Here is a 14,043-nt window from a genome sequence, read left to right as displayed (position 1 = left end):
GAAAACCTCCGCATAGGGGTCTGGCGTATCGAAGAGCCCGGCATTTGCATCAAATGCGGGTCTCCGGGGAGGGCCTCTCAATTCATCAATACGTTCCACCACACCAAGAACCCCTGGAACCACTATCGAAAAAGTTGCATATTCGCCTTAGATTTCATATCGCTCCGCACAACGCACAAAATTGCGAACGCGGCGAACAATTAGCACGCCATGTATAAGCAATCTCTACTATGGGTATTTGTTGTTATATTATACACCCCTGAGTTAGTGTTAACTGAACTTGTCGTGTTGTCAATTGGTTAGATGTTATTGAGAATCCTACGTTTTTTGTGAGCAATTATGCCAAGACAGCATGGTGCCTTTACTGGAGCTAAACACAGATTACGGACGATTACGTCCTGGCTTGCAGCACTATTTATCATTGGTTCGTCTGCCGGTGTGGCTATGGCAAATTCTCCCGGCATCCCGATTCTTTGGGACGCAAAAGAACGACTTCAGAAACCTGATCTTAGTAAGCTGACGCGCCTGCTGTTTCTTACCACTACAGATTTTGCGCCGTTCAATTATCTAGACAGTTCGGGCCGATTGAGCGGGTTTCATGTCGACCTTGCTCGGGCCATCTGCGCTGAGCTGGGCGTCACGGAAAAATGCCAGATCCAGGCAATGCCCTTTGCAGAGCTGGAAGCTACGCTGAAGCAAGGTCAGGGGGAGGCAATTCTGGCAGGACTGTCCGTGACCAGCGACAGCCGCGCCAAGTTTGATTTTTCGCGCTCCTACCTGGTCTTTCCGGCACGCTTCGTGACACTCGAAGCGTCTGCATTGTCGGAGCCGTTTGACCGCTCCATCGCTGGGCGACGCGTTGGCGTGAAACAGGGCACTGCCCATGAGACAATGCTGCGCGCCTATTTTCCAGAGGCAAAGACCGTCGCCTATGAGAGCGCAGAGAGCATGTTTAAAGCGCTGAAAGCAGGCACGCTCGATGCGGTATTTGGTGACGGGATGCAGCTTTCATTCTGGCTTGCCGGTCCTGATGCAGGCCAATGCTGCCGTTTTGCCGGCGGGCCTTACATCGCGCCGGAGCATCTGGGTGGGGGCCTGGCAATCGCCACAGCGAAAGACGACCCGTCGCTCACCCGCGCCTTTGACCACGCACTCCAGCAGATCAGCGCCAAGGGCATTTTCGCAGAGATTTATCTGCGCTACTTCCCGATCAGTTTTTTCTGAACGGCAGAACCATAGCCCAGACAAGACTTGACGGTTTGTCGCCGCGATAGGCCGAGAGGCCAATGTCGATGCCTTCGTGACCGCGTTCCGGCTGAGCGCGATAGGTGCCGAACATCCTGTCCCAAAATGGAAAATTAAAACCGTAATTGGAATCGGTCTCGCGGCGGATGGTGGAGTGGTGGACCCGGTGCATATCCGGCGTGACCAGCACGCGACGCAGCCAGCGGTCGAGGCCAAGACCGAGTTTCAGGTTGGAGTGGTTGAACATCGACGTCGAGTTCAGCACGATCTCGAATATCAAAACGGCCAGGACCGGAGCTCCAAGGATGACGATGATTGCCGTCTTCCAGAGCATCGAGAGCAGGATTTCCAGCGGATGAAACCTCAGGCCGGTTGTGACATCAAAACCCGTATCGGCATGGTGGACACGGTGCAGCCGCCAGAGCCATGGCAATTTGTGGCTGGCCAGATGCTCGAGCCAGATGGAGAAGTCGAGGAGCACGAAAGCCAATATGCCGGTTACGAGACCATGTCCGCCCAGCATCGGAAGCAGGCCATAGCCTCTAGCCTGTGCCCAGGCTGCGGCTCCGACAGCGGCTGCTGGGAAGACAATGCGCATCATTGCTGACGAGACCAGCAATAGGGACACATTGGCTATCCAGCGGCGGGATTTCAAAGCGCCGCGCATCTCTTCGCGGTCAAGGCGCGGCGACCAAAGTTCGAAGACAGCCAGCGATCCGAAAATCAGAAGGAACACCGCGATGCGAATGACTGGTTCGGAAAAGGCACTATCCATGGCTTCAGCTCAGCATCCGGTGGCGTGCCTTCGTCGTGCGCTCGATTGCGTCAGCGAGGTGTCCGTCGATAGCCAGATGCTCGCGCAGCCTCTCCAGCAGGCGCAGCTCTTCCAGCCTCATTTCAAGATCGACATTGGCGACCTCGACGGCGGCAGCATAGGCGGTGTCACAAAGATGCCTGGGGATCGACGGCTTCGACCATTCCAGCATGCCTTCCAGACCGCTTTCCGCTAGGAACCGCTGGCAGGTCTGCGCGACAGGGATCAGTTGATTGACGTCGAAATCGATGAACACGGGCCAGGTACGGATCACATGGCCGATACGTGCCAGCTCATCATCAGCCATGTCGCGGTCGGCAGCGGATGTTACGACCATCAGATGGATCAGGGCTTCATGCGTGGTTGGCGCGCGCGTCATGTCATCCTCCGAGTCACGCTCAAGGTAAGGACGGCACCCGGCCCCCGCAAGGAAAAACAGGGCCAAATCGTTGACGCTTTCGGCATCGACGCCTAAAGCAGGCGCGCCCTCCCCGAGCCGGGGCGGAATACAGGAATAGCATGCCATGGCAGACGCAAGCAGCAACATGATCGATCTCTCCCCCGAAGTTCTGGCTGCGGCCGAAGAGAGCCGGGCCTGGCCGTTCGAGGAAGCCAAAAAGATCGTTGCGCGCTATAAGGGCAAAAATTACCCCGAAACCGTTCTGTTCGAAACCGGCTATGGCCCGTCTGGCCTGCCGCATATCGGCACGTTTGGTGAAGTGGCACGCACCACCATGGTGTTGCATGCTTTCCGCGTGCTGACACAAGACAAGGTCAAGACCCGACTCTTGTGCTTTTCCGACGACATGGACGGGATGCGCAAGATCCCCGAGAATGTGCCGGACCAGAAAGCGCTGGAGCCCTATTTGCACATGCCGCTGACGGTCGTTCCCAACCCATTTGGTGGCGATTCCAAGAGCTTTGGCGACCACAACAACGCGATGCTGTGCCGCTTCCTCGATACGTTTGGATTCGACTATGAGTTTGCCAGCGCAACCGAGTATTACAAGTCTGGGCGCTTTGACGCCGTGCTGTTGCGCGCAGTCGAATGCTACGATCAGATCATGGCGGTGATGCTACCGACGCTCGGGCCCGAGCGGCAGGCAACTTACAGCCCCTTTTTGCCGATCTCGCCAAAATCCGGCCGCGTGCTTTACGTGCCTATGAAGGCCGTCGACGCGAAGGCTGGCACCATAACGTTCGACGATGAGGACGGCGAGGAGACCACCTTGTCCGTGACCGGCGGGCGGGTAAAGCTGCAATGGAAGCCGGATTTTGGCATGCGGTGGGCAGCGCTTGGCGTTGACTTCGAAATGTTCGGTAAGGACCACCAGACCAATGCGGTGATCTATGACCGTATCTGCACCATTCTGGGCGGGCATGCGCCCGAACACTTTGTCTATGAGCTGTTCCTCGACGACAAAGGCCAGAAGATTTCAAAGTCGAAGGGCAATGGCCTGTCTATCGACGAATGGCTGACCTATGCGCCGACAGAGAGCCTGGGGCTCTATATGTTTCAGCGACCGCGGCAGGCCAAGAAGCTCTTTTTCGATGTCATTCCAAAGGCTGTGGATGAGTATTACTCATTCCTCTCCGCTTATCCGCGTCAGGAATGGAAGGAGCGGCTCGGCAATCCTGTCTGGCACATGCATGATGGCAATCCGCCCGTCGTCGACATGCCGGTCTCCTTTGCGCTTCTGCTCAATCTCGTCAGCGCCTCGAACGCGCAGAACAAGGATGTTCTGTGGGGCTTTATCTCGCGCCATGCGTCAGGCGTCACAGCCCAGTCGCATCCGGAGCTCGACGGACTGGTCGGTTATGCGATCCGCTATTTCGACGATTTCGTGAAGCCTACAAAGGTTTTTCGCGCGCCCGACGATGTCGAGCGGCAGGCGTTGCAGGCCTTGTCGGACAAGCTTGGCACGCTTGCACCCGGTGCCGATAGTGAAGCAATCCAGAATGCCAGCTTGAACGTCGCCCGCCAGATCGAGCGTTATCAGGATCAGACCAAGAAAAGCCCGGAAGGTGGGCCCGGCGTTTCCGGAGCCTTCTTCCAGATGATCTATCAGGTGCTGATCGGTCAGGAGCGCGGACCGCGTTTTGGCTCGTTTGCGGGACTGTTCGGTATTCCCGAAACGCGGGCGCTGATCGCCAAGGCTCTGGCCGGCGAACTGGCGTGAGAATGAGCGTGTCGCAGATCAAGACACTCTCCTTGGCATGCACCCTTGCAATGGCGTTCGCAGGCACCGCCGGAGCTCAGGATCTACCCATTATCCACGACAAGGCCTGGGCCGCCGAGAAGTGCCAACGCTACCGGGCTGCGTGGGATGAACTCATGGCAAGGGACGGACAGCAGGGTCTGACGGCTGATTTTCTGGCCAGCCATGACCGGTTCATGGCCACCGGCTGCATTGCGCGGGCCGATGTGTGCCCGAGCACGGACCGCGAAATGGAGCTTGCCAACCAGCTTTCAATTGCCGCGATGAATGCCGGCACAGCGAGCACGTTTTTGCCGTTTGCCTGCCGGGATTAAATCCCTCATCGCGGGGGCGGACCGAAAATGCCTTTGCGGGAGGCCTTGGCGCGTTCGCCGAGGGCGGCATAGGGACCAGTTGCGGCGGCACGAACCCAGCCGTTTTCTACCAGCCATTCCCCGACATTGGCGTGGCCGACGCGGCAGTCGACCGACAATTCCTCCGCACCCGGTACCGGCGGTACAGGGCAGGTTACGGCACGGCCACGCAGAAAAGCGCGGAAGGCAGCGCGGGCTCTGGCGCCGCAGGGCCATTGCGAGCCGCCATAACTGCAGTTTTCGTCGCCCTGCACCATTTCGGTTCCGGCCAGCGTGATCCGGTAGCCCATGGCTTCGAAGCTGCCAGATGCATGCGCGACGGGCTGGTAGAGCGGCGTCAGGCGCGCCGGCGCGGGGCGTTTGGGACGCTGGGGTTCCGGCACCGACAATTCGCTGAGCGGCGCACGCGCCTCAAGCCGCTGATAGGTTCCACCGCTCGTCATCGGATCGGGCACGCCTTGTGTCGATGCATCACCATCAATCGCGTCCATGGTATCGATGTCGATATCCTCGACTGCAGGTGTAATGCTTTCCAACTGCGCCAAATGTTGGCCAGTCGCTACAATCGCCGCTGACAGAAGCACAATGCCGACCAGCGCAAAGAGCGGAGCGATACGATCGAGGCCCACCATTGCTATTGGCTGGCCCAGACGATGCGGGCGACCCATTCCACATCCTCAGCTAGGATTTTGCGGTTGGGGTGTTCGGGATTCAGCGACACGAGTTCGATTGAGCGCGCCGACTGGCGCTCAAGAAGTTTTGCCATCACCTCCCCCTCGCGCGTTTTGACCACGACGCGGTCGCCGCTGCGCACCGTGGCATCGGGCCTGATAACCAGCACATCGCCATCGCGGTAGAGAGGCAGCATCGAGCTCCCCTGGACCTGCAGCGCGTAGGAGCCCTCGGCAGCCTGACCGGGCATCTCTACGAGATCCCAGCCTTGCCCCTGGGGAAATCCGGCATCGTCAAAGAAGCCGCCGGCCCCTGCCTGCGCAAAGCCGAGCAACGGCACGGTAGAGCGCGGCGTTGGCAATGCGCCTGTCGGCACAGCACCCAGTCGCATGTCGTGTTCGTCACTCTCGACCAGTCCCATAAACTCATCCAGCGAAGCGCCGGTAGCCTCAATAATTTTGGCCAGCGATTCCGTCGATGGCCAACGCGGTCGACCATCGCTCGAGTAGCGCTTGGATTTGTTGAACGCGGTGGAATCAAGCCCGGCCCGCTTGGCCAGCCCGGATGCTGACATTGAATAGCGCTCGGCCAGCCCATCAATAGCTGCCCATACGCGATCATGCGATAGCATGCGACACTCCTGAAAACAGGAAAAAATACCTTTTGTTCTGATTAGCGCCAAACCGGGCTGGTTGTCCAGTCCGCGACGCCGGGCTAGCGGCCTGACCGTTTGGCCAGTTCGCGGAGGCCGCCATGCGAGGCCATAAAAATGCGCTCCGCCTCGGTGGGGAGGCGCGGCGTCCCCGCCTGGCCAAGCGCCGTCACCACGTCGTCGATGGGCACAAAGCGCTTGTCGACCAGATCGTAGACGCCAGCCGTGGTCATGATCATTGCGGCCGTGCGGCCATCCTGATGCACGAAGCGGTGGCGGCCGATCACCTGGGTGTCTTCCCAGGTCTCGAGCGTCGAGACCACATCGAACCTCTGCCAGAGCTTGATCTCGCGGACATAGACCGCCTGGAGGCCGCCAATCATCGGGGCCCATTTTTTCCGTCGGGCAACGCCCAGCAGGCCAGCGCGCATGAACAGATCGATGCGGCCGACATCGGCCAGCATCATGTAGCGGGCGTTGTTGAGATGCATGTTGGTGTCAATGTCGGTGGGCAGGCACCGGAAGGACAACCGACCTCCATCGCCCATGTGGTAGGCGCCGCGCGACTTGGCGGTCGCCACCATTTTTGCCAGACGCGCCCAGACGTACATTTTTGGTCACTCGCGTAAGAGAGGCGCGCGCCGAAACAGCGCGCACCCGGCCACTTCAGGCCGCTTTCTTTGTTTCGCCGTTGGCATAGGGGTCGAAGCGTTCATAGAACGTCTCACCCTTTTCGGCCATCTCAAGCAGAAGCTTTGGCGCCTTGAACTGCTTGCCAAATTTCTTCTGCAACACCTTTGCCATGGCGACAAAGTTTTTTGCACCTATGCCGTCAATGTAAGACAAGGCGCCGCCTGTATACGGAGCAAAGCCGAATGCCAGGATAGACCCTACATCGGCCTCGCGCGGATCGATGACAATGCCCTCTTCCATGACGCGGGCTGCTTCGAGCGCAATCGTGACCAGGAAGCGCTGCTTCAACTCCTCGACATTGATCGTGTCGGCATCCTTTTGCTGATAAAGATCCTTCAGACCGGCCCAAAGGTACTTTTTGGCAGGCTTGGCTGGGTAATCGTAAAAGCCCTTGCCGTTCTTGCGGCCACGACGATCATGCGTATCTACCATAGTATTGATAAGCGCCATCTGGTCGGCATCAACTGCATTTTCGCCGAGATCGCGGATGGTCTGCTTCATGATCTTCTGGGCAAGATCGACTGCGGTTTCATCCGTCAGCGACAGCGGTCCAACCGGCATGCCGGCCATCTTGGCAGCGTTTTCAATCATCGCTGCCGGAACGCCCTCGATCAACATCTGATAGGATTCAGACATGTAGCGCAGCACGCAGCGGTTGACGTAGAAACCGCGCGTGTCGTTGACAACAATCGGCGTTTTCTTGATGGCCCGGACATAATCCATCGCCACTGCCAAGGCTTTGTCGCCGGTTTTTTTGCCGAGGATAACCTCGACCAACATCATCCTGTCGACGGGCGAAAAGAAGTGGATGCCAATGAAGTTTTTGGGCCTCGAAGAATTCTTGGCAAGCCCGGTGATCGGAATGGTCGAAGTGTTGGAGGCGAAGATCGCCGATGACTTCAACACCGCCTCAGCCTGTTCGGTAGCGGCTTTTTTGACCTCGGAATCTTCGAACACGGCCTCAATCACCATGTCGCAGCCATCCAGCGACGCATAGTCGGCGGTTGGGGTGATGAGCGCAAGCAGCTTTTCCTTATCTGCCTCAGATGCGCGGCCCTTCTTGACCTGATCTGCGATGAGCGATTCTGAATGGGCCTTTCCCTTTTCGGCAGAGGCAATATCCCGATCAAGCAGAACGACAGGGATGCCGGCTTTAGCCGTGACATAGGCAATGCCGGCGCCCATGAAACCTGCGCCCAGAACAGCGATCTTCTTGAACTTGGTTTCAGGAATGCCTTCTGGCCGGCGCGCGCCCTTGTTGAGCTCCTGCAACGAGACAAACAGCGAGCGGATCATCGCTGCGGCTTCCTTGGTCTGCATGATCTCGGTGAAGTAGCGTTGTTCGATGCGCAAGGCAGTATCGAACGGCACCAGCATGCCTTCATATACGGACTTCAAAATAGCGTTTGCGGCCGGGTAGTTGCCATAGGTTTCGCGGCGCAGAATAGCGATAGCCGGTGGCCAAAGATTTGCGCCCGCTGCCGAATAGACCGGGCCGCCGGGAAGCTTGAAGCCCTTTTCATCCCAAGGCTGCACTGGCTTGAGGCCGTTCCTGATCATCGCCTTGGCGGTTTCGATCAGCCTTGCAGGCTCTGCAATTTCGTGGATGAGCCCCATTGCCTTCGCCTTCTTTGGCGACAGGTTCTGGCCGGAGGTCAGCATCTGGAGTGCTTCCTGCGGCTGTGCCAATCTTGGGACACGCTGGGTGCCGCCTGCACCGGGGAAGATGCCTACTTTCACTTCCGGGAGCGCCATTTTTACCTTGTCGCTATCGGCCGCGACACGGCCATGGCACGCGAGTGAAAGCTCGAACGCGCCGCCCATGCAGGTGCCGTTTATGGCTGATACCCATGGTTTGCCACAGGTTTCCAGCTTGCGCCAAAGCGCGCCCATGCGCCCTGCATTGTCGAACAGGAGCTGGGTTGCCTTTTCTGCGTCCTTGGCCTTTTCGATCTCGAACTGTTCGAGCATGCGGCGCAGCATGGTCAGGTCGGCGCCGCCGGAAAAGGTTTCCTTGCCAGACGTGATGACCGCGCCCTTGACCGCATCCGTTGCGGTGACATGATCGACGATTGCGTCGAGTTCCTTCATCGCTTCTTCGGTAAATACGTTCATCGAGCGGTCGGGCATATCCCAAATTACGAGGGCAATGCCGTCCTGGTCGGTCTCGACGGTGAAGTTCTTGTAGGTGCTCATCGGAGATAGTCTCCCGGTTTGATTGTTCAAAACTGATCGCGCTGCTGTTCCCTCCCGCCGGGAGGGAAACAGGCTCAGACCCGCTCGATAATGGTTGCCGTGCCCATTCCGGCACCGATGCATAGGGTCACCAATGCCGTGTTCAGATCGCGGCGCTCCAGTTCGTCCAGTACCGTGCCGAAGATCATCGCGCCGGTGGCACCGAGCGGATGGCCCATGGCGATGGCACCACCATTGACGTTGATCTTGTCATGCGGAATCTCGAAGGCCTGCATGTAGCGCAGCACAACTGAGGCGAAGGCCTCATTGAGCTCAAACAGATCGATGTCTTCGATCTTCATGCGGGCGCGCTTCAGCAGCTTTTCGGTCACATCGACCGGACCTGTCAGCATCAGTGCTGGATCAGAACCTATGTTGGAAAAGGCGCGGATGCGCGCACGCGGCTTGGAATTGAGCGCTTTGCCGGCACGCTTGGAGCCGAGCAAGACGGCCGCAGCGCCATCCACAATGCCGGACGAATTACCCGCATGGTGCACATAGTTGATCGTTTCGACTTCCGGGTGGGCCTGAATGCCGACAGCGGCAAAGCCGCCCATTTCGCCGGGCATTGTGAAGGACGGGTTGAGAGCTGCCAGGCTCTGCATGTTTGTGGTCGGGCGCATATGTTCATCGCGGGCGAGTATCGTCAGCCCGTTCTGGTCCTTCACTGGCACGACCGACTTGTTGAAATAGCCCTTGTCCCAAGCATTGGCCGCACGCTTCTGGCTCTCAACCGCGTAGGCATCCACATCATCACGTGTGAAACCGTATTTCGTCGCGATCAAATCAGCCGACACGCCTTGCGGCATGAAGTAGCCGGGAATGCCGACCGAAGGGTCCATGAACCAGGCGCCGCCCGACATGCCCATGCCGACGCGTGACATGGATTCAACGCCGCCAGCGATGACGATCTCATCGGCCCCTTGGGCGATTTTGCCAGCACCGAAATTGATGGCATCAAGACCCGACGCGCAGAAACGCGATATCTGCATGCCAGGAGCCTTGTTGTCATAGCCTGCCTCAAACGCCGAAGAGCGGGGAATGACCGAGCCTGCTTCGCCGACCGGATCGACGCAGCCAAAAATGATATCATCGACGGTTGACGTGTCGAGGCCGTTGCGATCGCGGATCGCTTCCAGAACCTTGGCACCCAGCCGAACCGCTGGCACTTCGTGCAGCGCACCGTCTTTCTTGCCGCGTCCGCGCGGGGTGCGGACTGCGTCATAGACAAATACATCAGCCATCTTCTTCTCCTCGTTCCGAGCCGATTGAGCCAGCTAAAGGCTTCGTGCAATCAGCACTTTCATGATCTCGTTGGTACCGCCGTAGATGCGCTGCACGCGCGCGTCGCGGTACATGCGGGCGATGGGATATTCATTCATGTAGCCATAGCCCCCGTGCAATTGAAGGCATTCGTCGACGATCTTGCATTGCAGATCGGTCAACCAGTATTTCGCCATCGAAGCGGTTGACGGATCGAGCCCGCCATTCAGATGGCGTTTGACGCAATCATTGTAGAACACGCGACCAATCGTGGCTTCCGTTTTCAATTCGGCCAGCTTGAACTGGGTATTCTGGAAATCAATCACCGCATTGCCGAAGACGTGGCGCTGCCTGACATAGTCGATGGTCACAGCCAGCGCGCGCTCGATCATGGAGATTGCCTGCGCGCCAATCAACAGTCGCTCCTGTGGCAACTGCTGCATCAGCTGCACGAAACCCTGACCCTCTTCGTGGCCAAGCAGGTTCGATGTCGGCACCCGCACTTCGTTGAAAAACAGTTCCGAGGTGTCGTTTGCCTTGAGGCCAATCTTGTCGAGGTTGCGGCCGCGCTCGAAGCCGTCGGCATCATCGGTCTCAACGACGATCAGCGACGTTCCTCTCGCTCCTTGAGACGGATCAGTCTTGGCCACCATGATAATAAGGTTGGCGTGCTGGCCATTGGTGATGAAGGTTTTCGAACCGGAGATACTGTAATGGTTGCCGTCCTTGACAGCGCGCGTCTTGACGCCCTGCAGATCGGAACCGGCGCCCGGTTCGGTCATCGCGATGGCGCCGATCAGTTCGCCGCTCGCCATCTTTGGCAGCCAGCGCTTCTTCTGTTCTTCGGAGCCATAGTGCAGGATATACGGCGCGACTATGGCGTTGTGGAGCGCAATGCCGAAGCCATCGACGCCAACATGTCCGAGCGCCTCAGCGATCACGCTCTCATGCGCATAGGTGCCGCCCGAGCCGCCATACTCTTCCGGGACAGAGGCGCAGAGAAGGCCCGCCGCGCCCGCCTTTTCCCAGGCAGACCGGTCAACGATCTCGTTCTTTTCATAGGTCTCGTAGTGCGGCAGGACCTCGTCGCTCAAGAACCGCGTCGCCATGTCGTAGAGCATGGCGACATCCTCGCCGGCCCAGCCGGGCCTTGGGAGATCGAGGATTTCTGCGGCGTTGCGGGTCATGTCGGGCGCCTCAAAACGCCTCCGCCGGCAGCGCCATCATCGTGTCGGCGCCTGTGGAGATCCGCGCCAGATGGGCGGATGTTTCCGGCATGATGCGTTCCATGAAATAGCGACCGGTGATCAGCTTGCCGTCGTAGAAGGCTTTGTCGCCGGCCCCCTCGGCCAGTTTTGCGTTGGCGGCCTTTGCCATCTGCGCCCACATGTAGCCAAGCGAGACGAGACCGAAGAGATGCAAATAGTCGGTCGAGGCAGCACCCGCATTATCGGGTTTCTGCACGGCATTCTGCATCAGCCACATGGTAGCCGCCTGCAGATCATTCAGGCCCTTCTTGAGCCCTTTTGTGTAGGACGACATGGTGTCGTCGGCGCGATGTTCCTCGCAGAAGTCACTGACCTCCTTAAAGAAGGCCTGAACGGCACGACCGCCATTGAGCCCCAGCTTGCGACCGACAAGGTCCAGCGCCTGAATGCCGTTGGCACCCTCATAGATCATGGCGATGCGGGCATCGCGGACGAACTGGCTCATGCCATGTTCTTCAATATAGCCATGGCCGCCAAAGACCTGCTGCGCCATGACCGCATGATCAAAGCCCTTGTCGGTCAGAACCCCTTTGACGATCGGCGTCATCAAGCCAAGAAGGTCATCTGCCATCTGCTTCTCGGCATCATCCTGCGAGCGGTGCTTGATGTCTGACTTCAACGCGGTCCACAAAATGAGCGCGCGGCCCGCCTCGTTGAAGGCTTTCATGGTCATCAGCGCGCGGCGAATATCGGGGTGGACGATAATTGGATCGGCCTTCTTTTCAGGCTCCTTGGCGCCTGAGAGCGAGCGACCCTGAAGACGCTCCTTGGCGTAGAGAACTGCATTTTGATAGGCCGCCTCTCCCACCGCATGCCCCTGCAGGCCAACGCCGAGACGGGCTTCGTTCATCATCACGAACATCGCCTTCAGGCCGCCGTTTTCGGCACCGATCAGATAGCCTTCAGCCTCATCATAGTTCATGACACAGGTTGAGTTGCCATGAATGCCCATCTTTTCTTCCAGCGAGCCGCAGCTGACTGGATTGCGCGGGCCTACATCGCCATCGTCCTTGAGAATAAATTTGGGTACGATGAAAAGTGAAATGCCCTTAACGCCTTCCGGTGCGCCCTCGATACGTGCAAGCACCAGATGGATGATGTTTTCGGACATGTCATGTTCGCCAGCCGAGATGAAGATCTTCTGGCCGGATATCTTATAGGCGCCGTTTCCGTCCGGGACGGCCTTGGAGCGCAGCAGGCCGAGGTCGGTGCCGCAATGCGGCTCGGTCAGGTTCATGGTGCCGGTCCATGTGCCGTCGATCATTTTTGGCAGAAAGCGCTGCTTCTGCTCATCGGAGCCGTGCTCGACGATGGCTGCAATCGCGCCTTGCGTGAGACCCGGATACATCATCAGCGCCATGTTGGCCGATGACAGATATTCGCCAACCGCCGAGTGCACCGCGTAGGGAAGTCCCTGGCCGCCGAATTCGGCAGGCGCGGCAAGCCCCATCCAGCCGCCAGCACGATACTCGTCATAGGCGGCCTTGAAGCCATTGGGCGTGGTGACCGAACCATCGTCGTGGCGAACACAACCCTCCATGTCGCCAATGCGGTTGAGCGGCTGCATCACATTTTCGGCCAGCTTTGCGCCCTCTTCCAGGATCGCTTCCAGAACGTCCGGCGTGGCGTCGGCAAATCCGGGCAAATTGGAGTAGCGCTCGTAGCCCAGCACTTCATTCAGCACGAAGAGTGTATCACGTACGGGGGCCTTGTAGATCGGCATGCTTCCTCCAAATGTCTTCAACGCGCGGGGACCATCACCGCCGTGCGAGTCCCATGCACCCTACCAAGTGTTGACGTTTGCGTAAACGTCAATTTTTGCCGTTGTGATTTTATGGCTGAATTGGCACCGCTGATGTCTCCATCAATCCATAAAAAAATGCGCCCCGATTGCCCGGAGCGCATTTTGTTACAAGCAAACTGTTTCAGCCAGCAGCGCGGATGGGAGCGTTCTGGCGTTGCGCGAGAAGGTCGCGCACAACCGACAGGCCCTCGCTCAGTTCGCCGATCGCCTCGTCGATCGACTGCCGCTGCTTTTCCAGGCGGATCAATTGGCGTTCGGACTTTTCAAGCGTCATGCGCAACTGCTTGGTGTTGGTGCCCTGCGGATCATAAAGATCGATCATCTGCTTCACGTCGCGCAATGAAAAACCAACCTTGCGGCCAAGCAGGATGAGCTTCAGGCGTGCCTTGTCGCGACGGGTATAAAGCCGGGTCGCGCCTTCGCGTTTCGGGCTCAACAGCCCCTTGTCTTCGTAGAAGCGCAACGCCCGAAGAGTGACCTCGAATTCCTTGGCCATTTCACCGATGCGGATAAAGCCGTCGCCGGTTTCCAATGCCTTGTCGGTTGTCGCTGATATGTCGCCGTTTTTAATCAATTTCATCATTTTAAATATGCCCGTTCAATAACGCCCAGATATGCTGGACGCGAGATGGAGAGCGGCGGGGCTGCTGCTTCCATTTCCTGGTTTCACCACAGAGCAAGCGCCTAACAGCACTTACGTTTACGTCAACAATATAGAGGCCGGCTTTCCCTAACGCAAGCCAACTCCGGTGTGACGGTGTCGCACCTTTGGGGCATTTCTTTGTCGATTGGTAAGGATGGTTAACGCGTTGTTTACCACGATCG

General features: G+C 58.1%; 13 protein-coding genes. 3 read left to right on the top strand and 10 right to left on the bottom strand.

Features of this window, described 5'->3' with window-relative positions; genetic code table 11:
• The first annotated feature begins 444 nt into the window (after nt 1-444).
• Nucleotides 445-1,224: a transporter substrate-binding domain-containing protein gene (locus GA830_RS08245; protein WP_258045607.1), complete on the top strand. Its 780-nt coding sequence runs from the start codon at nt 445-447 to the stop codon at nt 1,222-1,224.
• On the opposite strand, the gene GA830_RS08240 is transcribed toward GA830_RS08245, so the two are convergent.
• Nucleotides 1,211-2,020: a sterol desaturase family protein gene (locus tag GA830_RS08240; RefSeq protein ID WP_195164553.1), complete on the bottom strand. Its 810-nt coding sequence runs from the start codon at nt 2,018-2,020 to the stop codon at nt 1,211-1,213. The two genes, GA830_RS08245 and GA830_RS08240, sit on opposite strands and share 14 nt — an antisense overlap.
• A gap of 4 nt (nt 2,021-2,024) precedes the next feature.
• Nucleotides 2,025-2,438 (bottom strand): tellurite resistance TerB family protein, encoded by a 414-nt coding sequence (locus GA830_RS08235; protein WP_195164850.1) that lies wholly within the window; start codon nt 2,436-2,438, stop codon nt 2,025-2,027.
• 145 nt (nt 2,439-2,583) lie between these two features.
• On the opposite strand from GA830_RS08235, the gene GA830_RS08230 reads away from it, so the two are divergent.
• Nucleotides 2,584-4,239, top strand: a complete 1,656-nt coding sequence (locus GA830_RS08230) for a lysine--tRNA ligase (protein WP_195164552.1) — start codon at nt 2,584-2,586, stop codon at nt 4,237-4,239.
• A gap of 2 nt (nt 4,240-4,241) precedes the next feature.
• Nucleotides 4,242-4,592 carry a hypothetical protein gene (locus GA830_RS08225; protein ID WP_195164551.1) on the top strand — a complete coding sequence of 117 codons (351 nt, stop codon included), beginning with the start codon at nt 4,242-4,244 and terminating at the stop codon, nt 4,590-4,592.
• A gap of 5 nt (nt 4,593-4,597) precedes the next feature.
• Here the strand turns inward: GA830_RS08225 and GA830_RS08220 are convergent, their stop codons facing one another.
• The 8 genes from GA830_RS08220 to GA830_RS08185 form a co-directional block, all read right to left on the bottom strand.
• Nucleotides 4,598-5,299, bottom strand: a complete 702-nt coding sequence (locus GA830_RS08220) for a thermonuclease family protein (protein ID WP_195164550.1) — start codon at nt 5,297-5,299, stop codon at nt 4,598-4,600.
• A complete protein-coding gene (locus GA830_RS08215) occupies nt 5,266-5,934 on the bottom strand; it encodes a S24 family peptidase (protein WP_195164549.1) in 669 nt (222 codons plus the stop codon). The genes GA830_RS08220 and GA830_RS08215 overlap by 34 nt, the downstream gene beginning before the upstream one ends.
• A gap of 83 nt (nt 5,935-6,017) precedes the next feature.
• Complete coding sequence (locus GA830_RS08210) at nt 6,018-6,566, bottom strand: thioesterase family protein (protein WP_195164548.1); 549 nt, start codon at nt 6,564-6,566, stop codon at nt 6,018-6,020.
• A 55-nt stretch (nt 6,567-6,621) separates the two neighbouring features.
• Nucleotides 6,622-8,844, bottom strand: a complete 2,223-nt coding sequence (locus GA830_RS08205) for a 3-hydroxyacyl-CoA dehydrogenase NAD-binding domain-containing protein (protein ID WP_195164547.1) — start codon at nt 8,842-8,844, stop codon at nt 6,622-6,624.
• A 74-nt stretch (nt 8,845-8,918) separates the two neighbouring features.
• Nucleotides 8,919-10,127, bottom strand: a complete 1,209-nt coding sequence (locus GA830_RS08200; protein WP_195164546.1) for an acetyl-CoA C-acetyltransferase — start codon at nt 10,125-10,127, stop codon at nt 8,919-8,921.
• A gap of 33 nt (nt 10,128-10,160) precedes the next feature.
• Complete coding sequence (locus GA830_RS08195) at nt 10,161-11,333, bottom strand: acyl-CoA dehydrogenase family protein (RefSeq protein WP_195164545.1); 1,173 nt, start codon at nt 11,331-11,333, stop codon at nt 10,161-10,163.
• A 10-nt stretch (nt 11,334-11,343) separates the two neighbouring features.
• Nucleotides 11,344-13,137, bottom strand: a complete 1,794-nt coding sequence (locus GA830_RS08190) for an acyl-CoA dehydrogenase C-terminal domain-containing protein (protein ID WP_195164544.1) — start codon at nt 13,135-13,137, stop codon at nt 11,344-11,346.
• Nucleotides 13,138-13,339: 202 nt separating this feature from the next.
• Nucleotides 13,340-13,798 carry a MerR family transcriptional regulator gene (locus GA830_RS08185; RefSeq protein ID WP_195164849.1) on the bottom strand — a complete coding sequence of 153 codons (459 nt, stop codon included), beginning with the start codon at nt 13,796-13,798 and terminating at the stop codon, nt 13,340-13,342.
• Between the last annotated feature and the right edge of the window lie 245 nt (nt 13,799-14,043).

It is taken from the genome of Mesorhizobium sp. NBSH29 (assembly GCF_015500055.1).
Taxonomy (GTDB): domain Bacteria; phylum Pseudomonadota; class Alphaproteobacteria; order Rhizobiales; family Rhizobiaceae; genus Neomesorhizobium.
The sequence above is the reverse complement of the archived record's forward strand: the minus strand, read 5'-3'. Positions and strand labels throughout refer to the sequence as shown.